General features: G+C 68.2%; 18 protein-coding genes. 12 read left to right on the top strand and 6 right to left on the bottom strand.

All coding sequences use genetic code 11. The features are described 5' to 3' along the window. Positions 1–19 precede the first annotated feature (19 nt). Together G578_RS0101025 and G578_RS0101020 are read right to left on the bottom strand one after the other, a co-directional pair. On the bottom strand, positions 20–835 hold the full coding sequence (locus G578_RS0101025) for a sugar phosphate isomerase/epimerase family protein (RefSeq protein WP_028792678.1): 816 nt from the start codon (positions 833–835) through the stop codon (positions 20–22). Continuing rightward, positions 832–1,890 carry a Gfo/Idh/MocA family protein gene (locus G578_RS0101020; RefSeq protein WP_028792677.1) on the bottom strand — a complete coding sequence of 353 codons (1,059 nt, stop codon included), beginning with the start codon at positions 1,888–1,890 and terminating at the stop codon, positions 832–834. Before G578_RS0101020 ends, G578_RS0101025 begins: the two co-directional genes overlap by 4 nt. A 169-nt stretch (positions 1,891–2,059) precedes the next feature. Between G578_RS0101020 and G578_RS0101015 the strand changes: the two genes are divergently transcribed. Then, on the top strand, positions 2,060–3,757 hold the full coding sequence (locus G578_RS0101015; protein ID WP_028792676.1) for an FAD-dependent oxidoreductase: 1,698 nt from the start codon (positions 2,060–2,062) through the stop codon (positions 3,755–3,757). Between the two features lie 26 nt (positions 3,758–3,783). Then, positions 3,784–4,224 carry a type II 3-dehydroquinate dehydratase gene (locus G578_RS0101010; protein WP_028792675.1) on the top strand — a complete coding sequence of 147 codons (441 nt, stop codon included), beginning with the start codon at positions 3,784–3,786 and terminating at the stop codon, positions 4,222–4,224. 125 nt (positions 4,225–4,349) lie between these two features. Here G578_RS0101010 and G578_RS0101005 read toward each other — a convergent pair whose 3' ends face one another. Both G578_RS0101005 and G578_RS24045 read right to left on the bottom strand, forming a co-directional pair. Then, positions 4,350–5,903, bottom strand: coding sequence for a bifunctional aminoglycoside phosphotransferase/ATP-binding protein (locus G578_RS0101005; protein ID WP_028792674.1), 1,554 nt, complete (start codon positions 5,901–5,903; stop codon positions 4,350–4,352). A 94-nt stretch (positions 5,904–5,997) separates the two neighbouring features. Further along, on the bottom strand, positions 5,998–7,125 hold the full coding sequence (locus G578_RS24045) for a TauD/TfdA family dioxygenase (protein ID WP_051243477.1): 1,128 nt from the start codon (positions 7,123–7,125) through the stop codon (positions 5,998–6,000). A 108-nt stretch (positions 7,126–7,233) separates the two neighbouring features. Here G578_RS24045 and G578_RS28015 point away from each other — a divergent pair, with 108 nt between their 5' ends. Beyond that, entirely contained in the window at positions 7,234–8,145 is a 912-nt protein-coding gene (locus tag G578_RS28015; protein ID WP_169400802.1) for a LysR substrate-binding domain-containing protein, read from the top strand. Here the strand turns inward: G578_RS28015 and G578_RS0100990 are convergent. Then, positions 8,134–9,018, bottom strand: coding sequence for a LysR family transcriptional regulator (locus G578_RS0100990; RefSeq protein ID WP_028792672.1), 885 nt, complete (start codon positions 9,016–9,018; stop codon positions 8,134–8,136). The genes G578_RS28015 and G578_RS0100990 overlap by 12 nt on opposite strands. A gap of 192 nt (positions 9,019–9,210) precedes the next feature. Between G578_RS0100990 and G578_RS0100985 the strand changes: the two genes are divergently transcribed. The 7 genes from G578_RS0100985 to G578_RS0100955 all read left to right on the top strand — a co-directional run bounded on the left by G578_RS0100985 (position 9,211) and on the right by G578_RS0100955 (position 17,615). Beyond that, positions 9,211–10,467 (top strand): 3-methyl-2-oxobutanoate dehydrogenase (2-methylpropanoyl-transferring) subunit alpha, encoded by a 1,257-nt coding sequence (locus tag G578_RS0100985; RefSeq protein ID WP_051243474.1) that lies wholly within the window; start codon positions 9,211–9,213, stop codon positions 10,465–10,467. A 3-nt stretch (positions 10,468–10,470) separates the two neighbouring features. Then, the gene (locus G578_RS0100980) at positions 10,471–11,484 is read left to right on the top strand and encodes an alpha-ketoacid dehydrogenase subunit beta (RefSeq protein ID WP_028792670.1); all 1,014 of its coding nucleotides are present in this window, start codon (positions 10,471–10,473) and stop codon (positions 11,482–11,484) included. Between the two features lies 1 nt (position 11,485). Continuing rightward, on the top strand, positions 11,486–12,802 hold the full coding sequence (locus G578_RS0100975; protein ID WP_028792669.1) for a dihydrolipoamide acetyltransferase family protein: 1,317 nt from the start codon (positions 11,486–11,488) through the stop codon (positions 12,800–12,802). A gap of 3 nt (positions 12,803–12,805) precedes the next feature. Further along, positions 12,806–14,194: a dihydrolipoyl dehydrogenase gene (gene lpdA, locus G578_RS0100970; protein WP_028792668.1), complete on the top strand. Its 1,389-nt coding sequence runs from the start codon at positions 12,806–12,808 to the stop codon at positions 14,192–14,194. Positions 14,195–14,266: 72 nt separating this feature from the next. Then, entirely contained in the window at positions 14,267–15,277 is a 1,011-nt protein-coding gene (locus G578_RS0100965) for a membrane dipeptidase (protein WP_028792667.1), read from the top strand. Next, on the top strand, positions 15,274–16,983 hold the full coding sequence (locus G578_RS0100960) for a hypothetical protein (protein WP_051243471.1): 1,710 nt from the start codon (positions 15,274–15,276) through the stop codon (positions 16,981–16,983). The genes G578_RS0100965 and G578_RS0100960 overlap by 4 nt, the downstream gene beginning before the upstream one ends. Next, complete coding sequence (locus tag G578_RS0100955; protein ID WP_156907157.1) at positions 16,980–17,615, top strand: DUF3726 domain-containing protein; 636 nt, start codon at positions 16,980–16,982, stop codon at positions 17,613–17,615. Before G578_RS0100960 ends, G578_RS0100955 begins: the two co-directional genes overlap by 4 nt. Before the next feature lie 125 nt (positions 17,616–17,740). On the opposite strand, the gene G578_RS0100950 is transcribed toward G578_RS0100955, so the two are convergent. After that, positions 17,741–18,961, bottom strand: coding sequence for a TauD/TfdA family dioxygenase (locus tag G578_RS0100950; RefSeq protein ID WP_051243468.1), 1,221 nt, complete (start codon positions 18,959–18,961; stop codon positions 17,741–17,743). A gap of 366 nt (positions 18,962–19,327) precedes the next feature. Between G578_RS0100950 and G578_RS0100945 the strand changes: the two genes are divergently transcribed. Beyond that, entirely contained in the window at positions 19,328–20,881 is a 1,554-nt protein-coding gene (locus G578_RS0100945) for an ABC transporter substrate-binding protein (RefSeq protein WP_028792663.1), read from the top strand. 474 nt (positions 20,882–21,355) lie between these two features. Next, complete coding sequence (locus G578_RS28010; protein WP_051243461.1) at positions 21,356–23,077, top strand: methyl-accepting chemotaxis protein; 1,722 nt, start codon at positions 21,356–21,358, stop codon at positions 23,075–23,077. Positions 23,078–23,083 lie beyond the last annotated feature (6 nt).

Here is a 23,083-nt window from a genome sequence, read left to right as displayed (position 1 = left end):
TCGTGTTCGGTGGATGTGATCAGTCGCCCAGCAGGCGCTTGGTCGCCTCCAGGGACCGGCGCGCCACCTCGGACGGGCCGAGCCGGGCGGCGAGGTCGTCGTTCGGCACCTCGACGCTGACGGTCATGCCGGGCGGAACGTGGGCGGCGATGGCCGCGAGATCGATGCCGCCTTCGCCGGGGATCATCCGCGCGGTGCGGGCGACGGCGATCAGACCCTCGTCGGACGGGTCGAAGGGCACCGGGCCGTCGCAGATCTGCACGTAGTTCATCAGCGACGCCGGAAGCTCGGCGAACTCCTGCAGGGTCGCGCCGCAGCGGTCGAAATGCAGGGCGTCGAACAGCACGGCGGCACTCGGATGGTCGGCGGCCTCCACCAGCCGCCGGGCCGAGACGAGATCCTTGCAGCCGGTCCAGGGCATGAACTCCAGATCGGCGGTGAGACGGTACTCCCCGAGCCGGTGGCACAGCGCGGTGTAGCTGTCCTCGGTGCGCGCCGGGTCGGTGTCGTCGATGGCGACCAGCACATGCGCCGCGCCGAGACCGGCGATGCGGTCGAGGAACGGGGTGAAGCTGTCCAGACGCGTATCCGGCTTCAGGCGGATCATCTCCGCATCCGCCATGGTCACGCCGGTGTCGCGCATCGCCGCCTTGACCTCGGCCAGCAGGGCGTCGTCGTCGAGCAGCGGGTGCAGGGGCTCGCCGGCGGCCGGCAGCAGGCGGAAACTGACCATGTCGTAGCCGTGCTCGGCGGCGATCTTCACCGCCGTCACCGGGTCGACGCCGTTGCCGGTTAGATAGCCAAGCGAATAGGCGCGGGATGTGGCTGCGGTCATGTCACGGACTCCAGTTCGGACAGAGCGACCGCCCGGCCGGTCTGCGCCGAGCGCTTGATGGCGGCGACCACGTGCATGTTGCGGATGCCGTCGTCGCAGGTGACCAAAGGTTTCACCTCGCCCCGTACGACGGCACAGAAATGTTCCGCCTGGGCGATGTAGGTGTCGCCGGTTCCGGCCTCAAGGCGCCGATGGGTGAGGGGATGGGTCCAGTCGCCACCGGGTTCGTACGTCCACAGCGACAGATCCGGCAGGCTGAGCCCACCCTCGCGCCCGGAATACAGATGGGTGATGTGGTCGTGCTTGGGGAAGCGGCCCGGGTTCTCGCCCGACGAGACCTCCCACGACCAGGGGCCGACCGCGGCGTCCGACAGGGCGAGGGTGGCGAGGCCGCCCTGCTCGAAGGTCAGGATCGCCGCGGTGGTGTCCTCCACGTCGAGCCCCCGCGTGGCGTTTGAGTGTGTGCCCTGGACGGTCGCGATCTCGCCGAAGAAATGCCGCAGCAGGTCGATATCGTGGATCGCGTTGATCAGCAGCGGGCCGCCCTGCTCCGGATCGCGGCGCCAGGGCACGTCGAAATAATCCGGCTGCTTCAGCATGGCGCAGGTCACCGTCGCCATGACCAGCGGGCCGATGGCGCCGTCGGTAATCGCCCGTTTGGCGGTCTTGATCAGCGGGTTGTGGCGGCGGTGATGGCCGACCAGCACCGGCACGCCGCTGCGCGCCGTCACCTCGGCCAGGATCGCGGCCTCCGCCAGCGTGCTGGCGACCGGCTTCTCCAGCAGGATCGGGATGCCGGCGCCCAGCATCCGCTCCGCCAGGGCGACATGGGTGTCGTTGGGCGAGGCGATGACGGCGGCGTCGCAGATCCCCGCCGCCAGCAGCGCATCGATATCCGTGAAATACGGGACCTGACGCTGTGCTGCGAGATCGCGGGCGGCGGGTGTCGGATCGACGATGGCCGACAGGGCGACGCCTCCGGCCTTCGACAGCATGTCGATATGGGTGCGGCCGATGACGCCCGCGCCGATCACGGCGACCTTGAGGTCGTCCATTGTTTCCTCCCATTTTCCGTCAGCCTACACCGCGCGTGATGCGTGTTGGAACTGGCGTCGGCGATTGAAAACCCGCTGCGGTCGGATAGGCTCGGATATTCCGTGATTGCTACCCTCTAACTTCCACCCTCAGCCCGCCGTGTGAACCCCGATGGCCGATGCCTTGCCGATGCCCGCCGATCCTCTCCGCTCCGACTGGGACGTTGTCGTGCTCGGCGGCGGGGCTGCCGGTCTGGCGGCAGCACTCTTCGCCGCCCTCGACGGCGCGCGCACCCTGCTGATCGAGCGCTCGGAGCATGTCGGCGGCACCTCGGCCCTCTCGGCGGGCACGGTGTGGATCCCGAACACCCGCCACGGCGATGCCAGCGGCAACGCCGACAGCCCCGAGCAGGCTCTGGCCTTCCTCGACGCCGCCGTCGGAAACCGGGCACCCCGCGCCATGCGCCAGGCCTTCCTGGAGGCCGGGCCCGAAGCGATACGCCGGCTGGAGGAGCAGACGGTGGTGCGGTTCCGTGCCCGGCCGTTTCACCCGGACTATCTGTATGAGCTCGAGGGATCGGTGTCCGGCGGGCGGGCGCTGGAAGCGCTGCCGTTCGACGGCGGCGCCCTGGGCCGGGCCCTGCGCAAGCTGCGGCCGCCGATCCCGGAATTCACCCTGCTGGGTGGCATGATGGTCGACCGAGACGATATCGGCCACCTGATGAACCTGACGAAATCGCGCACATCCTTCGGCCATGTGGCGCGAATACTGAGCGGCTACGCGGTCGACCGGCTGCGGCACGGACGCGGGGCGCGGCTGGTCATGGGCAACGCGCTGGTCGGACGGCTGCTGCGCGCGGCGCTCGATGCCGGCGTGACGGTGGCGACCGAGACGGAGGTCACGGATATCGCCGGGGACGGCGCGGCCCGGACGGTCACCGCGAAACGCGGCGGCCGCGAGGTGCAACTGACGGCAACCGGCGGGGTGATCCTGGCCTCCGGCGGTTTCGCCCGGCATCCGCAGCGCCGGGCCGAGTTCCTGCCCGACCCGCTGCCGGAATACAGCCCGGCGGCCCCCGGCAATACCGGCGCGCTGCACGACATCGCCTTGGCGCTCGGCGCCCGCTACGGCGAGGGGGCCGAGCAGCCGGTGTTCTGGGCGCCGGTCTCCCGCCGCAAGCGGCGCGACGGGTCGATGGCGGTGTTCCCGCATTTCGTGCTCGACCGCTCCAAGCCCGGAATCATCTCGGTCGGCCGCGACGGACGGCGCTTCGTGAACGAGAGCCTGTCCTATCACCAGTTCGTCGCCGCCATGTACGCCGCCAACCGGGACGGCTCGACCATCCCGGCCTTCGAGATCTGCGACGCCGACGCCCTGCGGAAATACGGGCTGGGCATGGTGCATCCGGGCGGGCGCGGGCTGGTGCCGTTCCTGGCCGACGGCTACCTGGTGCGCGCCGACACGCTGGCGGAGCTGGCCGGCGTGCTGGAGATCGACCCGGCCGGGCTGGCCGAGACCGTCGAGCGCATGAACGGCTTCGCGGAGACCGGAGAGGACACCGACTTTCAGCGCGGCACCAATGTCTATCAGCGCGCCAACGGCGATCCGAAGCACGGACCGAACCCGACGCTCGGGCCGATCCGAACGGCGCCGTTCTACGCGATCCGGCTCTGGCCCGGGGATATCGGCGCGGCGATCGGGCTGGAGACCGATACCGACGCAAGAGTGCTCGGGCCGGACGGGGCGACGTTGGACGGGCTCTATGCCTGCGGCAACGACATGCACTCGGTGATGGGCGGGGTCTATCCGGCCCCGGGGATCAATCTCGGCCCGGCCATCGCCTTCGCCTACCTCGCCGCCCGCCACGCCGCGGCGCGCCGTTCCTGATCAAGAAGAAGCCCTGGAGGAAACCGATGTCCGCGCCCACCGTCCACATCATCAACGGTCCGAACCTGAACACGCTCGGCATCCGCGAACCGGAGATCTACGGCAGCACGACTCTGGCCCAGATCGAGAGCTGGTGCCGGGACGCGGCGCGCGGGCCTCTGGAATTCAGGCAGTCGAACATCGAGGGCGAGATCGTCGACATGGTGCAGGCCGCCCGCGGCAGGGCCGACGGGGTGATCATCAACCCGGCCGCCTACAGCTTCTATTCGGTGGCGATCCAGGACGCGCTGAAGATCTATGGCGGGCCGGTGATCGAGCTGCACATCTCCAACATCCACGCCCGCGACGAGGACCACCGCCATTCCATCCTGTCCAAGGCGGTGACCGCCGTGATCGCCGGTCTGGGCGCACGGGGGTACGTGACGGCGCTGGAGGCGATGTACGAGCTGATCGACGCGCGGGGATAGGGCGCTGCGCCCGGAGAAGGCGGGGATGGCGGTGGCTAAACTCTTAAATTTCTTCCTCTTCCCGGTGCAAGGCCGGGAAGAGGGGGGATAAGCCGGGCAGACGGATCAACCGGGCAGACGGGTATCTATGAGATCCCTACCGCCGCCCGGGCGGCCTGCAGCGTCTGCTCCGGGCCGCCGTCGGCATCGATGCGGTACCAGTCGAGATAGCCCAGATCCCGTTCCGCCTGGCTGACGACCACCGAGCCGTCGGCATCCGATGCGTCGCGGTCCCGATTGTCGGCGCGGGCCACCAGGGTCTCGGTCGGCGCCTCCAGCCACAGGCCGGTGAAGTCCACATCCATCTCGCTCGCCAGATCGGCCAGGGCCTCGCGCTCCTCGAGCCGCTGGTTCACCGCATCGACCACCACGCTCTGGCCGGCGCGCAGGGCCGATGCGGTTTCCTGCAGCAGGGTGTCGTAGACCTGCCGGGTGACCGCCTCGGTATAGCCGTCATCGCCCAGCTTCTCATGCTCGCCCACGCCCATCAGCCGCTTGCGAATCACGTCGCTGCGCAGATGGAGCGCGCCGGGAAACGGCGTCAGGTCGCCGGCAAGGTGGGCGGCGAGCGTGCTCTTGCCGGTGCCGGACAGGCCGCCGACCGCGACCAGCCGGGGCGGATAGGGCACCAGCACCGCCTCGGCGAAGTCGAAATACCGCTGGGCCTCGGCGATCAGGCCGGATTTCTTGTCCTGCGGTGCGTTCTCCACCGAGGCGGCGATCACCTTGGCGCGGATCACCGCCCGCACGCTGACGAAGAGCGGCATCGCCGCCAGCCCGGCGATCTGGTTCGGATCGCGGTCCTCGGCCAGGTAGCGGTTCAGGATCAGGTTAGCCTCGCGCGTCAGCCCGCGCTGGCCCAGATCCATCAGCAGGAAGGCGAGGTCGTACAACACGTCGGTGGTGGCGAGGTCCTCGTCGAACTCGATGGCGTCGAACAGGGTCGGTTCGTCGCCCAGCAGCACGATGTTGCGCAGGTGCAGGTCGCCGTGGCAGCGCCGCACCCGTCCTTGGCGTTCGCGGGCGTCCAGGGCGGAGGTCACCGATTTCAGGGCGCTCTGGGAGCGGCAGGTCAGGTTCTCCGCCCGGAAGTCGTCGAACACCTCCGGTGCCTCGGCCAGGCTGCTGCCGTTGCTGCGGACGATCTCGGCCAGCGCCTTGGCGAAGGCGGTCCCTTCGCGCAGGGCTGCCCGCTGGTGCGACGCGGCGATGGCGGCGGCCGTGCGGCGCAGCAGGTCGTCGGACAGGCCGTCGCGCTCGGCGATGCGGTCCAGCGTCATGTCCACGTCGAAGCGGCGCATGTGCACGCACCACTCCACCGGCTCGCCGTCCCCGTCGATCGCCAGGCCGTTGCCGTCGCGGGTGATCGGGACCGCGCCGAGATAGATGTCCGGCGCGTTCGGCCGGTTCACGGCGATCTCGGCCTCGCAGGTGGTCTTGCGCTTGTCCAGGGTGGAGAAGTCCATGAACGGGAACTTCACCGCCCGCTTCACCTTGTAGGCATCGTCCCCGGCGAGGAACACGGCGGCCCCGTGGGTATCGATGCGGTGGACGTCGTCGGCACCGGCATGGGTGACCGGGTCGGCGAGGAAGTCGAAGACCGCGCTCTGGTCTTCGACCACGTGGGAGGCGGTCGCCATCTCAAGCTCCTGGCACTGGTGAGCGGGGCAGCCGGGGGTATCGCTGCCCTTTGCGAGATGGGTCCGTCGCGCCGGGGGCGCAAGTTCGGAAATGTCAGGCGGCGATGGCGCCGGCCCCACCCTCCCGCCGCCGCGCGTGCAGCCGGTAGAGGCATTCCGGGCCGTCATAGTCGATGTAGCAGCCCTGCAGGAAACGCCGCCCATCCTCGGCGAAGGCGGTGCGGCCGTGCAGGGTGCGGTGGTTGTCCATCACCAGGCAGTCGCCGGGCGCCAGCTTGAAGCGGATCTGGAAGGCCGGGTCCTCGGCATAGGCGGCCAGACGCCGCCGGCCTTCGAAGAACAGGGCGAGCATTTCCGGATCGGCGGCCGGCGGGAAATCCAGCCGGGTCGACAGCCGGATCGCCCGCAGGCGGCCCCCCTCGTCGACATCGATCATCGGCGCGGTGGCCCGGTCGTCCACGGTGGCCGAGCGGTAGCGGAAGGTGACCGGGAGCCGAGTGAGGACGGAATAAGCCTCCGGCGCGTCCCGCTTCAGAGCGGCGGCGATGGCGACACCGTCCGCCAGGGTGCTGTCGCCGCCGGTCGCCCCGTTCTCCAGGCAGTGCAGGAACTGGATCGCCGGGACCGCGCGGCGGTATGGATTGTCGGAATGGGCGGTCAGGGCGAGGCCGGTGTAGGCGAGGTCGCTGGCCTGGGCCTCGGTGCGCACGTTGAACAGCACGCCCCAGTTGGTCTCGCGGATCGGGCCGAACCGGCGGGCGATGTCGAGCAGGCTGTCCTCCTGCGTCGGCGTGTCGCGCAGGATGGCGAAGCCGCTGGCGAAGAACCCGTCGAGCAGGCTTTGCATTACCGACGGCTCCGCCAGGGCGGACCAGGAGGCCGAGGGCCGGGTGATCGTGTCCGACGTCCAGGCGATCGGGTCGGGCAGGGCGGTGGGGTCCGGGGCAAGCCCGGCCTCCACGGCGAGCCAGTCCAGCTCGAAGCGGCAGCGATGCCCGTCGGAGAAGCCGAGTACCACGCCCGAGCCGTCCGCCTGGGCGTCCTCGATCCGCAGATCGGCTGACAGGCGGGTCGGGTCGTAAGTCCGCTGATGGCTGTTCAGGTCCATCTGCTCCGGCGCCTCGCTGCGCTCCCGCAGCCACAGCGGGACCAGGGGGACGCGGCGCCCATTCCGTTCGATCCAGAGGTGGCCGGTCGTCGGATCCAAGTCGCAGCAGGTCATCGCCCCGTCCTGTCGGTCAGTCGCAGTGGGCGGGAGTCTTCCCTTTAATCGGAAGGCGTTACAGACATGAAATCCCGATGCCTGCTATAATCTCACGTTATGGCCGAGATGAGACACAGACTGCCGTCCCTCAACGCGCTCGCGGTGTTCGAGGCGGCCGGGCGGCTCGGCGGCTTCAGCCGGGCGGCGCGCGAACTGCGGATCAGCCAGCCGGCGGTGACCCGGCATATCCGCGGGCTGGAGGCGGCGGTGGGTCACCTGCTGTTCCAGCGCGCCCATAACCGGGTGACCCTGACCGAGCCGGGTCTGCGCCTGTGGCAGGCGGTGAACGCCGGGTTCGGTGACATCGCCGCGGTGGTCGACAGTCTGCGCGTGGCGGAGGAGGGGGCGGTCCTGGCCCTGTCCACCCATTCCGGTTTCGGCCAGCAATGGCTGATGCCGCGGCTGGAGGGGCTGCGCGAGGCGCTGGGCGGACGGTCGATCAGCCTGTCCATCGCCGACCGCTCGGCGGAGTTCGACCGCACCGAATTCGATATCGGCGTGCGCCATGGATCACGCGCCGATCTGGGGCCGAACGGCGTGCTGCTGGCGGAAGAGACGGTGATGCCGGTGGTCGGCTGGCGGCTGGCGGAGGCGCGGCCGGAGCTGTTGGCCCTGACCCCGGACGATCTGGTCGACGCCACCCTGATCCATATGGACGAGGGCGACCGGCCCTGGATGACCTGGGCGCAGTGGTTCCGGCTTGCCGGCGTGCGCCGAACGCCGCCGCCGGCCCGGGTGCGGCTGAACCATTATCCGCTGGTGATGTCGGAGGTGCTGTCCGGCACCGGCATCGGGCTCGGCTGGCGACCGCTGATCGACGAGATGCTGGAGAGCGGCGTGATCGTGCCGGTCGGCCCCGAGGTGGTGCGATCGGACTGGGGCTGGTGGTTCGTGTGGAGCGACCGGACGGCACCGCAGGACGTGGAGCGCGCGCTGGCCTGGTTCCGGTCCCGTCTTGCGCATCCCTCAGCCGGCTGACTGCACCCGCTCGCGCACGCCGCTGACGATCCGGTCGGCCACGGCGGAGACCCGCTTGAGCCGCACGTCGGTCTCGTGCCGGATCAGGTAGAACGACCGCTTCAGGGCGATGGCGTCGCCGCGCACCGGCTTCAGGGCCGGATACGCCCGGGCGATGAAGTCGGGCAGGATGCACACCCCCGCCCCGGCGAGCAGCCAGCGCAGCTGGATCAGCAGGCTGGTGGAGGTCAGCGCCGGGCGCACGTCGCTCACCACATGCGGAATGTAGTCGAGCGACGGGTCGAACACGAGGTCGGAGATGTAGCCGATCCAGCGTGCCTGCCGCAGTTCCCAATCCCGCTCGAAGCCGCCATGGCGGGCAATAAGGGCATCGGTGGCATAGAGCCGGAGCCGGTAGTCGGTGATCTTCTGCACCGTCAGCCGGCCGCTGGGCGGGGGCGAGACCGCGATGGCGAGGTCGGCCTCGCGCTGGGACAGGCTGAACACCCGGGGCAGGGCGACAACCTCCATGTCCAATTCCGGATTGCTGTTGCACAGCTCGATGCAGAGATCGGACAGCAGGAAGTTCGCCACGCCCTCGGGCACGCCGATCCGCACCGCCCCGCTCAACGCGCCGGCAGCCTGTCCGACCTGCTCCCGCGCCGCCTCGGCCGCAAGCTCCATGGCTTCCGCATGCTGCATCAGGGCGTGGCCCGCCTCGCTCAGCGCGTAACCTTTCGGACTGCGCTCGAACAGCTTGGTCTCCAGGCTGTGCTCCAGGCTGGTCATCCGCCGGCTCAGGGTGGCGACGTCGAGCCCGAGGCGACGCGAGGCGGCGGTCAGCTTGCCCAACCGGCCGATGGCGAGAAACAGTTTCAGGTCGTCCCAGTTCACGCCGATCCCCCTTGTGCCAACGAAAATGCAAAATGATTTTGACATCTATCCTATTCAATCCGGCACATTTGCAAAATAAGTCTGCGTTCCAATACCGGCCGACCCTCGAAATCCGTCGTCGCAAGAGACACATGAGGGAACTGGAGCGGCGCGAAGGTGTTGACCGTGCGGGTGCCGCCGAGAGGAGGGAGCATGAGCGAGGAGACCGGAACCGGAACTCGGCCTGAAACTCCGTTGAGCCTGCACGTGCCGGAACCGGCCGTGCGTCCGGGCGACACGCCGGACTTCTCCAACGTCACCATCGCCCGTGCCGGACAGGTGCCGCGCCCGCCGGTGGACGTCGCCCCCGACGACATCCGCGACATGGCGTTCTCGATCATCCGCGTGCTGAACCGCGACGCCGTCGCGGTCGGGCCCTGGGCCGGGCTGCTCACGGCGGAAGAGCTGCGCGACGGTCTCAAGCACATGATGACCCTGCGCGCCTTCGACGCCCGCATGATGATCGCCCAGCGCCAGGGCAAGACCTCGTTCTACATGCAGAACCTGGGGGAGGAGGCGATCGCCTGCGCCTTCCAGAAGGCGCTGACGCCCGGCGACATGAACTTCCCGACGTATCGTCAGGCGGGACTGCTGATCGCCGCCGGCTATCCGCTGGTCGACATGATGAACCAGATCTATTCGAACGAGAAAGATCCGCTCAAGGGGCGCCAGCTCCCGATCATGTACTCCTCGCGGGATCACGGCTTCTATTCGATCTCCGGCAACCTCGCGACCCAGTTCATCCAGGCGGTCGGGTGGGGCATGGCCTCGGCGATCAAGGGCGACAGCAAGATTTCGGCGGCGTGGATCGGCGACGGCTCGACCGCCGAGTCCGACTTCCACGCAGGCCTCGTCTTCGCCTCGACCTACAAGGCTCCGGTGGTGCTGAACATCGTCAACAACCAGTGGGCCATCTCCACCTTCCAGGGCATCGCGCGTGGCGGGTCGGGGACGTTCGCTGCCCGCGGCCTCGGCTTCGGCATTCCGTCGCTGAGGGTCGACGGCAACGACTACCTTGCGGTTTTCGCGGTGGCCAAATGGGCGATCGAGCGGGCCCGGCGCAATCTCGGTCCGACCCTGATCGAGCATGTGACCTACCGGGTCGGTGGCCATTCCACCTCCGACGATCCCGCCGCCTACCGGCCGAAGACGGAAAGCGATGCCTGGCCCCTGGGGGATCCGGTCATGCGGCTGAAGAACCACCTGATCGAGCTGGGCGAATGGTCGGACGAACGCCACACCCAGGCCGAGGCCGAGATCCGTGACGAGATCATCACCGCCCAAAAGGAAGCCGAGAAGCACGGCACCCTGCATTCCGGCCAGCACCCCTCGGTGCGCGACATGTTCGAGGGCGTCTATGCGGAAATGCCGCCGCATCTGCGCCGTCAGCGCCAGCAGGCGGGGTACTGATCGATGACCCGGCGCACGATGATCGAGGCCATCCGCGATGCCATGGACGTCTCCATGGAGCGCAACGACGACGTGGTGGTGTTCGGCGAGGATGTGGGCTTCTTCGGCGGCGTGTTCCGTTGCACGGCCGGGCTGCAGAAGAAATACGGGCCGTCGCGCTGTTTCGACACGCCGATCAGCGAGGCCGGCATTGTCGGCGCCGCGATCGGCATGGCCGGCTACGGGCTGCGGCCCTGCGTGGAGATCCAGTTCGCCGACTACGTCTACCCGGCCTACGACCAGATCGTGTCGGAGGCGGCGCGCATCCGCTACCGCTCCAACGGCCAGTTCACCGCCTCCATGGTGGTGCGGATGCCGACCGGCGGCGGCATCTTCGGCGGCCAGACCCACAGCCAGTCGCCGGAAGCGCTGTTCACCCATGTGGCCGGCCTGAAGACGGTGGTGCCGTCCAATCCGCACGATGCCAAGGGCCTGCTGATCGCCGCCATCGAGGACGACGACCCGGTGATCTTCCTGGAGCCCAAGCGGCTCTATAACGGTCCGTTCGACGGCTATCACGACCGGCCGGTGAAGCCCTGGTCGAGCTCCGATCTGGGCGAGGTGCCGGACGGCCACTACACGGTCCCGCTCGGCAAGGCCAACGTGGTCCGTGAGGGCAAGGCGGTGACCATGCTGAGCTACGGCACCATGGTGCATGTGAGCCTGGCGGCGGCCGAGGCGGCCGGCGTGGATGCCGAGATCATCGACCTGCGCACCCTGGTGCCGCTGGATCTGGAGACCATCAAGCAGTCGGTGCTGAAGACCGGGCGCTGCGTTGTGGTCCATGAGGCGACGCTCACCTCCGGCTTCGGCGCCGAACTGGCGGCCCTGGTTCAGGACGAGTGCTTCTTCCATCTGGAGGCGCCGGTGCGCCGGGTCGCCGGCTGGGACACGCCATACCCGCACGCCCAGGAATGGGACTACTTCCCCGGGCCGGATCGCATCGCCCGGGCGCTGCAAGAAGTTCTGGAGGTCTGAGATGGGCACCCACACCGTCAAGCTTCCGGATGTCGGCGAAGGGGTCGCGGAGGCCGAACTCACCGAATGGAACGTGGAAGTCGGCACCATCGTGCAGGAGGACGACATCCTCGCCACGGTGATGACCGACAAGGCCGCCGTGGAGATTCCGTCTCCCGTCTCAGGCACGGTGCAGTCCCTGGGCGGCCAGGTCGGCGAGGTCCTGTCGGTCGGCGCGCCGCTGGTGACGCTGGAGGTCGATGGCGACGGCAACACCGCGCCGGAACCCGACGCGAAGGAGGCGGCTCCCGAACCTGACGAGCCGGAGGGCGAGGACGAAGAAGAGACGCAGCCGAAACCCGCGCCCGAGAAGAAGGCCGAGAAGCCGGAACCCAAGAAGCCCTCCAAACCCGCTCAACCCGCCAAGCCCGCTCCGGTCGCCACCGGCGGTCCGGCGCGCGGCGAGCACGACCGGCCGGTTGCAGCCCCCTCCGTCCGGCGCCGGGCGAAGGAGGGCGGGGTCGATCTGCGTCAGGTGCGCGGCACCGGCCCGGCCGGGCGCATCACCCATGAGGATCTGGACCTCTGGTTCAGCGGCTCCGGCGAGGCGCGCAGCGGCGGCGGCCGGGTCGCCAACACGGCGGTGGAGGAGATCAAGGTCGTCGGCCTGCGTCGCCGCATCGCCGCGCGCATGGCCGAAGCCAACGCCCATGTCGCCCACATCACCTATGTCGACGAGATCGACATGACCGAGCTGGAGCGGCTGCGCGAGACCTTGAACAAGGAACACGCGGGCGAGCGGCCGAAGCTCACCCTGCTGCCGTTCCTGATGCGTGCCATGGTCAACGCCATCGCCAAGCAGCCGGCATTGAACGCCCATTACGACGACGATGCGGGCGTGATCCACCAGTATGGCGGCGTGCATATCGGCATCGCCACCCAGGCCCCCGGCGGGCTGATGGTGCCGGTGGTGCGCCATGTGGAGGCGCGCGGGCTGTGGGACAGTGCCGCGGAAGTCACCCGTCTTGCCGAGGCGGCGCGCACCGGATCGGCCAGTCGGGACGAGTTGTCCGGCTCGACCATCACCATCACCTCGCTGGGCGCCATGGGCGGGATTGCCACCACGCCGATCATCAACCGGCCGGAGGTCGCCATCATCGGCGTCAATAAGATGCAGATGCGCCCGGTCTGGGACGGCACCCAATTCGTGCCGCGTAAAATGATGAACCTGTCCTCCAGCTTCGATCACCGGGTCGTCGACGGCTGGGACGCGGCGGTCTTCGTGCAGGCGATCCGCCGGCAGCTCGAAAACCCGGCCACCCTGTTCGTGGAGGACTGAGCGATGCGCGATATCAGCTGCAAGGTTCTCGTCATTGGCGCCGGCCCCGGTGGCTATGTCTGCGCCATCCGGGCCGGCCAGCTCGGTTTGGACACGGTGATCGTCGACGGCGCGCCGTTGGGCGGCACCTGCCTCAACGTCGGCTGCATCCCGTCCAAGGCGCTGATCCACGCCGCCGACGAATTCCATAGGCTGGAGGCGGCGGCGGCGGGCAGCACGCCGTTCGGACTCTCGGCGTCGTCCCCGACGATCGATTTCACCAAGACCATCGCCTGGAAGGACGGGATCGTCGAACGGCTGAACCTGGGGGTCGGCGGGTTGCTGAAGAAGGCCGGGGTCAAGTCGATCCGCGGCTGGGCCACCTTCGTCGACGGCAAGACCGTGGAGGTCGCCACCGATACCGGCACCCAGACTATCCGCGCCGAGAGCGTGGTGATCGCCACCGGCTCCGAGCCGGTCGAACTGCCGGACCTGGCCTTCGGCGACCGGGTGATGTCGTCGACCGGCGCGCTGGCGCTGAACGAGGTGCCGGGTTCCATGGCGGTCGTCGGCGGCGGCTATATCGGCCTGGAATTGGGCACCGCCTTCGCCAAGCTCGGCAGCCGGGTGACGGTGGTGGAAGCGGCCGACCACGTGCTGCCGCAATACGACGCAGAACTTGTGCGCCCGGTCCTGGCGCGTCTGGAAGAACTGGGCGTGACCGTGCTGACCGGCGCCAAGGCCGGCGGGGTCGATAAGAAGGGCCTGAAGATCGACCACGGCGGCGAGGCCAAGACCGTGGCCGCCGACAAGGTCCTGGTCACCGTCGGCCGCCGGCCGAAGACCGAGGGCTACAGGCTGGAGGAGCTGGATCTCGACCGTTCCGGCCGCTTCATCCGGATCGACGACCGCTGCCGGACGTCCATGCGCGGGGTCTATGCCATCGGCGACGTGTCGGGCGAGCCCATGCTGGCGCACCGGGCCATGGCCCAAGGCGAGATGGTGGCCGAGATCCTGGCCGGCGAGCGGCGGTCCTGGGACAAGGTGGCGATTCCGGCGATCTGCTTCACCGACCCGGAGATCGTCACGGTCGGCCTCAGCCCGGCCGATGCCGAGGTCGAGGGGCACAAGGCGATCTCCAAGCTGTTCCCGTTTCAGGCGAACGGCCGGGCTATGACCACGGCGCGGGAGGACGGCTTCGTGCGCGTCGTCGCACGGGCCGACAACCACCTGCTGCTCGGCGTGCAGGCGGTCGGCGCCCATGTGTCGGAGCTGGCGGCCGGTTTCGCCCTGGCGCTGGAGATGGGCGCCCGGCTGGAGGACGTCGCGGGCACGATCCACGCCCATCCGACCCATGGCGAGGCGTTCCACGAGGCGGCGCTGCGCACCCTGGGCCACGCGCTGCACATCTGAGGGACCGCACCCATCGACCATCAGGATTTCCCCCGCTAGGCTGATCGAGGCAAAGCAGGGGGATGAAGATCGATGGCGGAACGGTCCCTGATCGTCGATGGATGCCAGTACGCGAACTGGTCGGAGAAGATTTTCCGGGAGATGCGGGCGGGCGGCGTGGGCGCCGTCCATGTCACGATCTGCTATCACGAGGACTTCCGTGAGACGGTGCAGAACATGATCGTCTGGAACCGCTGGTTCGAGCGGTTCCCGGACCTGATCGTGCAGGCGCGCACCGCTGCCGATGTCCGACAGGCCCATGCCGACGGGCGCACGGCGATCATCTTCGGCTTTCAGAACCCCTCGCCGATCGAGGACGATATCGGTCTGGTGGAGATCTGCCACGGGCTGGGCGCCCGGTTCATGCAGCTCAGCTACAACAACCAGTCGCTGCTGGCGACCGGCTGCTACGAGGCCGAGGACCCGGGCATCACCCGCATGGGCCGCCAGGTGATCAAGGAGATGAACCGGGTCGGTCTGGTGGTGGACATGAGCCACTCCGCCGAACGCTCGACCCTGGAGGCGATCGAGATCTCCGAGCGGCCGATCGCCATCACCCATGCCAACCCCGCCTCCTGGCATCCGGCGCTGCGCAACAAGTCGGACACGGTGCTTAAGGCGCTGGCCGAGAGCGGCGGGATGCTCGGCTTCTCCATGTACCCGCACCACCTTGCCGGCAAGTCGGACTGCACGCTGGAGAGCTTCTGCACCATGATCGCCCGCACCGCTGAGTTGATGGGGGTGGAACGGATCGGCTTCGGCAGCGACCTCTGCCAGGACCAGCCGGACAGCATCGTGGAATGGATGCGGGTCGGCACCTGGTCGAAGGAAATCGATTACGGCGAGGGCTCCGCCGCCCAGGCGGGCTTCCCGCCGCAGCCGGACTGGTTCGCCTCCAATGCCGATTTCCCCGGGCTCGCGGACGGGCTGCGGGCCGTCGGTTTCGACGCGGAGGATGTGGCCCGGATCATGGGCGGAAACTGGCTCGATTTCTTCGAGCGTTCGTTCGGCCCGATGGCGGTCGGCCCGATGGCCGCCGCATGACAGCGGCGCCGGCCGGCAGTGCGGTGGAAGGGACCTTGCGTCCGGCTTCGACCGTCATGCGGCTGGCGCGCCTGGGCGCGTTCTTTCCGACCCGGATCAGCTTTCTGCGTACGATGATCCGCCGGCTGCACGGCGAGGGCGCGGTCGTGCGCCGTCCGGTCTGGCGGATCGACGACCGGGGCTATGGCGTGGCGGTCTACAGCCTGGATTTCGGCGGCCATCCCTACAGCCTGGTGGCGTTCTCCACCGAGCTGGCGCCCGAGGACCGCAGCGACCGGGTCATCGCCGAGGCCTGGGACACCAGCTACGTCCTGTTCGACGGGATTCCGGACGCGGCGGATATCGACCGGCTCGCCGCCGCCGTCCCGCGCCAGGAGGCGGCGCGCTATACCGGTCGGGACCTGGTGCTGAGCCGGGCCAACCGCAGCGTGCGGCTGTTCGACCATGTGGTCGACGCGCTTGCCCGTGGCGACCAGCCGGATCGGACCCTGATCGCCGAGACCGGCTATCTGATGCGCACCACGGCGGTCTACGGCAATGGCAAGTTCGGGATCGCCGACCGGGCGCGCATCGCCGGCCGACCGGGCCTCGGCGGACCGTTCCAGGCGGAAATGCTGGCGGTCTGGCTGATCCGGGGTTTCACCCTGGATCTGGTCGAGCATATCGCCCGGCGGCGCGGGGGAGCGCAGGCGGCGACGCTGGCGCCGGGCTACCGCCGATATCTCGGCATCGGCAATTCGACCGGCCTGGGCATGGCGCCGTTTCTGGTCAACCATCCGCTGCTGCTGCACAACTGGATCGCCGCGCGGGAGACCGCGCTCGCCCGCGTGCGCGGCATCGAACGGGCGGCGGAGGCCGAGATCTCGGCCTTCCTCGCCGGGCTCGACCGGGTCCGGGCCCATGTCCGCGACTGGCGGGTCAGCGATTCTCGCCAGATGGCCCGGATCGAAGTGCTCGATGTCGAACTGGAGGCGGTCTCAGGCTGGCTCGATGCCGCCTGGCTCTCCCGGCTCTGGCCGTGGGAGCGGCTGATGGCGGAGGCGGACCGGCTGTCCCTGGAGGGCCAGGAACTGCTGGTCTCTCTGGCGCTCGAACCCCATGGCGCGCTGATCGACGACACGGCCGATTGCATGGCCAGTGACGGCGAACCCCGGCTCGACCCGACCGTCACCGTCGGCGACCTGCGCCGCGCGCTCGACACCACCTTCGACTGGGCGCTGGCGATCGACTTCTCCCAACCGGCGGAGTGCCAGCGGTTCTGGTACGTGTCGGAGGAGAAGAGCGAGCCGCGCCTCGGCGAACGCCGCCTGGAGGCGGGGGCGGAGCGGGAGATGCCGCTGGATGTCGCCCGGCGGGTGCAGGCGCTGGACAGCGATCTCGCCGATGCCGATCCCGCCGAGCGCCTCGTCCGATTTCTCCTGCGCCATCCCCAGCATCGGTTCGCCGCCGGCCGGGTGCAGCTCGCCGCCGGGCATCCCTATGCGGAAATCCGCGACAACCTGATCGGCGCCGGCTGCGTGCCGGTGGATATGCTGCGCTGCAAGCTGTCGTTCTTCGGCGCCGGGCGGTTCGACCCGAAATCCGACCGCTGGACCCGTATCGTGCTGTTCCAGGGCGCGCCGGGCCTGGACGACATCGCCACCGCCGACCCCGACGGCTGGGCCTTCCCGATCCTCGCACGCGATGTCGCCGGGACCGGACCGTGAGAGTGTCCCTGAACGAGATCCGCACGATGGCCGGCAAGGCCGCGATCGGCGCCGGACTGCCTTTCGGCACGGCGGACGAGATCGGCCATGCCGCCGCCTGGCTGGCGCAGGTGGGACAGGATGCCGTCGGCCCGGTTCTGGTGGCGCTGACCGCCGCCGAGACCGCGCCGCCGCACCCGCTGGAGCCGCCGGGGGAAGATGGAAAGCTGGACCTTGTCGCCGCCGCTCAAGACGGGGCGGCCGTGGTCGACCTGCTGTTCGCCCGTCCGTCCGGACAACCGCTCGCGATCGATCGGGTGGACGTGCCGGCGATGCTGATCGGTCTGATCGGTCAGGCGCTCGGCCGCGACGCGCGGGGTGGGGCGGTCACGGTCGATCTTGCGGGCGACGACAGGCTCACGGTGACGGCAGGTTCCGTCTCGCCGTGCCGCGGCCTGCGACCAAGTGCGGGGGGCGTGACCCTGGTCCTGACACGCGGCCACGCTTCGCAGCAGGCGCGCTGTCCCGACGGGGTAGAGGTGGATCCGGGCGACTGGCGGGCGCTGTCGGCCCTGGCCGCGCGCACCCTGGTTCCGGCCGACGGGACGTCGCGCCGCCGCGGAGCGGGGGCGGGCGATATCGACAACGAATAGAGCAAACTCACACGATCAGATGTTTCCATCTGTTGGTGATCTGCTCCAGGCGGTGGGGTCGGCCGTCCGCCCCGGACCGAGCGGCAATGCCCGGTCCAGGGGAGCGATCGATGCAGGTCGCGGGGTCAGTTGGAGACCAGACGCTCCCGCTTGTGCCGGGCGACGATCCGTAGGCGGGACCACAGCTCCTCGCGTTCCACATAGCAGCCGCGCAGGGCGCGTCCGCCGGTGGACGGGTCGAAGGCGGTGCGGCCGTGCAGGACCCGCCGGTTGTCGAAGCCGAGCATCTCGCCCGGCTTCAGGCGAACCGTCACCGTGTTGTCGGGGCTGTCGCCCATCTGGAACAGCCGGCGCAGGCCTTTGTAGACCTTGTCCGCCGTCTCGAAATCCGCCGTCAGCGGGGCGCGCAGCCACGGGTTCCAGCGCACCTCCAGCGGCTCGCCGGTGGCCGGATCCAGGTGGATCATCGGCACCGTCCAGCGGTAATCGGTGTTCACCGCCTTGTTCGCCGAGGTCATCGGCGTGGTCGACAGCGCCTCGTACAGCTCGGGCGCCTCCCGGCGCAGCTTCTCGACGATGAAGAACGAGTCCGCCAGCAGGCTCTCGCCACCGGTCGACTCGTTCTGAAGGCAGTGCAGGAACTGCAGGCCCGGCATGTACTCGCGCGTCGCTAGGTCCACATGCAGCGGCAGGCCCATCGAGGTATAGGCGTTGGAATCCGCGTCCGGCTTGGTGACCACGTCGAAGATGCGGCCGAAATTGTTGTCGCGCAGTGGGCCGAGCAGGGCGGGGACCTGCTCGATCACCGACCGGTCCGTCCCGAGGTTCTCCAGGATCGCGAAGCCGTGGACGTGCAGCGCCTCGCACCAGCGCGCGAGCTGGTCCTCGTCCTCCAGGATGTTGGAACCGTCGACCCGCACCGCCGACAGGTCCAGATCGCCGCCCCAGATCACCCGCTCGGGCATGTCCTCGTCGCGGGTCGCCTCGCCGGGGCGGTAGGTATAGAGCCAGCCCGGATGGTAGCGGCTGGCGGTACCGTCGGACCAGCGCACGGCCAGCGCGCCCGCCGGGTCGATGGACGCCTCGATCGCCGCCAGGTCGGCCGGAAATTCGGTCAGCATCCGCGCCTGCTCGCGGGTCACGGGGTGGATGGTCTCCGGGTCCGGCGAGTTCTCGCGCAGCACCATCGGGTGGTACCGGCTTCGACTGCCGTCATCCCATTCCACGTCGACGCCGCCCTCGGCCGCCCGAGCGGCGACGGGCCAGTGTTGGATCGGATAGCTGTCGAAGTCTGGCGTGCCGGGAAGACCGGTGGATTCGGCCACGGGCTCCAGGACCTGTGCCATGTGGTATCTCTCCATGAGTATCGGTGTGTCGGTTTTCGACGGGCGCAAGGCCTCGTTTACAGTTGCCCGCAGTGTGTCGGAACGTGTTTGCGGGTGAAAGGAAAATGCGGCCAGGACACGCATAGGTCGGTTTGGTTGACTTCGCGCAGGCTTGATGCACCGAATACCCGTCCGGTCCCCTGGGGTGCGGTTGTGGGATCGGGGTGCTATAAGCCGGCCATGCCGAAAACGGTGGCCTCGCCAGACGGGCAGTTTGGCTGATGTGCGTTAGCTTTGGGTCCGGGGAAAATGGGACCTGTTGAGCCTGAAGGTTCCGCGCCGGCCTTGGGGCACCGTTGGATTGGGCTTCACAAAAGGGGATACCACATGACCAAGATTTTGAGCGGCGCCTTCAATCGCCGCCGGTTCATGCAAACCACGGCCGTTGCCGGTATCGCGGCCAGCCTTCCGCTCTCGGGTGCGTCTGCCGCGCCGAAGAAGGGCGGCACGATGAAGATGGGCAAGGCCCATGGATCGACCTCGGACACGTTGGATCCGGGGCTTTCGGAAAACGGTTTCACCCTCGCGCTGCTGTTCGGCCTGCACGGCTATCTGACCGAGATCGGCGCCGATGGCGGCGTGAAGCCGGGGGTCGCCGAAAGCTGGGAGGCCTCCGCCGACGCGTCCTCCTGGACCTTCAAGCTGCGCAAGGGCGTGACCTTCCATGACGGCCGCGAACTGACCGCCGATGACGTGGTCGCAGCCATCAATCACCACCGCGGCGAGCAGTCGACCTCGGCGGCCGGTCCGATCGTCAAGGCGATCAAGGACATCAAGGTCGAGAACCCGTCGACCGTCACCTTCGTGCTCGACGGCGGCAACGCCGACTTCCCCTTCGTGGTCAGCGACTATCACCTGGCCATCGGCCCGTCCAAGGACGGCAAGCTCGATTGGAAGTCGGGTATCGGCTGCGGCGCCTACAAGCTGACCCGGTTCGATCCGGGCGTCATCGCCACCTTCGAGCGCTACGACGGATTCTGGGACGACAACCGCGGCCATTTCGACGCCGTGGAGATGCACTGCCTGGTCGACCTGAACGCCCGTACCACGGCTCTGGTCTCCGGCGAGGTGCACGCCATCGACCGTCTCGACCTGAAGACAAGCGGCCTGCTGGGCCGCAAGCCGGGCGTCGAGATCAACTCGGTCGCCGGTACCCAGCACTACACCTTCGCGATGGATTGCCGGGCGGCGCCGTATAACGATGTGAATGTCCGGCGCGCGCTGAAATACGCCATCAACCGCGAGGAATTGGTCGAGAAGATCCTGTTCGGCTACGGCTCGGTCGGCAACGACGTGCCGATCGGTCCGAACCAGCGCTTCTTCAACAGCGAGATGCCGCAGACCTCCTACGATCCGGACAAGGCCAAGTTCTACCTGAAACAGGCCGGCATGGACTCCCTGTCGGTCAATCTGTCGGCGGCCGACGCGGCCTTCGGCGGTGCGGTCGACGCGGCGGTGCTGTACCAGAACTCGGCCAAGGCGGCCGGCATCGACATCACCCCGGTGCGCGAGCCGAACGACGGCTACTGGTCCGACGTCTGGATGAAGAAGCCGTTCTGCGCGGTGTACTGGGGCGGGCGTCCGATCGAGGACCTTATGTTCTCGACGGCCTATCAGAGCGGCGTGGCCTGGAACGACAGCTTCTGGTCCAACGAGCGGTTCGACGAACTGCTGCTCAAGGCCCGCGCCGAGCTCAACGAGGCCAAGCGCCGCGAGATGTACTATGAGATGCAGGTCATCCTGAACGAGACCGGCGGCGTGGTCATTCCGATGTTCGCCTCCTATGTCTTCGCGACCTCCGATAAGATCGGCCACGACAAGTTCGCGTCGAACTGGGATCTGGACGGCGAGCGCTGGATGGAGCGCTGGTGGTTCGAATAAGACCGGACCTTCGGATCAACGCGTGATCGACGGCGGGCTCTCGGGCCCGCCGTTTTTCATAGAGGGGCAAGGGCATCGCTCCCGCCTTTCGGCCTTCCGGCGGTAGCCGAATACCCATTTTTACTCTATGACTATGCGGCAGACGCTGATCTCGCGGAGACCGTGGTCCCGATCACCTGCAGCGCCGCTGCGGCGGAAGGGCAGCCCGCCGAGCCTTCGTTTCACGTTTCTTGGTGTGAAGCCTCAGACCCCTTTTTGCGAGAGGCAACCGCGCGCGATCCGGCATGCGCGTTTAATTATTCGTCCTTTGCAATTCTTGGAAATCATTAGTGTCGGCTTAAGCTAAAAACATGAAATTTTAACAAAATATAACTCTTCTGCTGTGTAGCTATGGGGTGAGTTCGAAGATAGCGTCCCCACCGCTTCTTCTCCCACAAATCCAGGGTTTCCTGGCTCAGCAGGATATCGCCGACCATGACCATCCGACAGAAAATGGCCGCGTGTCTCGCGGGCATCATCCTCATCTTTGTTGCCGCGATCGGCTACGAAGCGGTTTCCCTTTCCCGTGATCTGAATCACCTGGAGAGCCTGGAAGAAGAGGTCAACACGGCCTTCACCAAGATTGTCCCGCTCGACCTTCTGGTGAAGGATGTCCGCTTTCATGTGGTGCAGGTTCAGCAGTGGCTGACCGACATCTCCGCCACCCGCGGGCAGGACGGGCTGAACGACGGGTTCGATGAGGCGCGCAGCCACCGGCAGTCGTTCCAGACCGTCGTCGTCGAGGCCGAGGCATTGGCCCGAGATCTCGGCTATACCGACGTGGTCGCCGCGCTGAAGCGGACGGCCGATGCCATGCCGGCCTTCTACGGAGAAGGCGAGCGGATGGCCAATGCCTATATCGAGGGCGGTGCGCCCGCCGGGAACAGGCTGATGGGCGCGTTCGACGCCGCGGCGGCCAACATGGCCGATGCGCTTGACGAACTCAGCGGACTGATCGAGGGCAAAGGCGCTGCCACGACCGCACACGCCGTCGAGAGCATGACCCAGGTCCGCTCCGATGTGGCCCGATCCGTCAACATGCTGATCATCGCCGCCGGCATCGCCATCCTCGTGGCGATCATTCTGTCGATCTACCTGTTCCGGGTGATCCGCGAGCCGATCGACAAGCTGCTCGCCGATCTGGATATCGTGTCCCGCCGGGCGCCCGAGCCGATCAACCTGGACAGCGGCCGTCGCGACGAATTCGGCGCGGTCGGAGCCTCCCTGGTGAAGCTGCATGGCGATCTGGTCGAGGCGGACCGGGCGGCCGAGCGCCAGAAGGAATCCGAAGCGCGCCAGGAGGCGGAGCGCAAGCAGAACATGCTGGCCGTCGCCAAGGCCTTCGAGGACCGGGTCGGCAATGTGGTGGACGCCGTGGCCAAGGCGGCCGCCGATCTGAAGGACTCCGCCAGCTCGATGACCGCTGCCGCCGATCAGGCCGGCTCCCAGTCCACATCGGTCGCGGCCGCGGCCGACCAAGCGGCCGCCAATGTCGAGACGGTCGCGTCTGCGGCGGAGGAACTGTCGAGCTCCATCGAGGAGATCCGCCGACAGGTGTCCAATTCCTCGCAGATCGCCAGCTCGGCGGCCAGCGAAGTCGAGCAGACGGTCGCGATGGTGAACGGGCTGACGCAGTCGGCCGAGCGGATCGGGACAGTGGTCACCTTGATTCAGGACATCGCCGAGCAGACCAATCTGCTGGCCCTGAACGCCACCATCGAGGCCGCGCGGGCCGGGGAGGCCGGCAAGGGCTTCGCGGTCGTCGCCTCCGAGGTGAAGGCGCTGGCCGGGCAGACCGCCAAGGCGACCGAGGAGATCAGCCAGCAGATCGGCAGCATCCAGTCCGGTACCGGCGAGGCGGCCTCCGCCATCTCCCACATCGCCCAGACCATCGGTCGGATGAACGAGATCGCCGCGGCGGTCGCGGCGGCGGTCGAGCAGCAGGGGGCCGCGACCAGCGAGATCGCCCGCAACGTGGAGGAAGCGTCGTCGGGCACGCGCGACGTCTCCTCCAACATTGCCGGCGTGAACCAGGCGGTCGGTCTGACCTCCGAGGGCGCCCGGCAGATCGAGACCGCGGCCGGGGACCTGTCCGGCCAGTCCAATCTGCTCAGCCGCGAGGTCGGCAGCTTCCTGGCGGAGGTCCGCGGCGGCTAAGCCGGT

The organism is Thalassobaculum salexigens DSM 19539 (genome assembly GCF_000423805.1).
GTDB lineage: Bacteria > Pseudomonadota > Alphaproteobacteria > Thalassobaculales > Thalassobaculaceae > Thalassobaculum > Thalassobaculum litoreum.
This window is presented reverse-complemented; position numbering and strand designations above follow the sequence as displayed.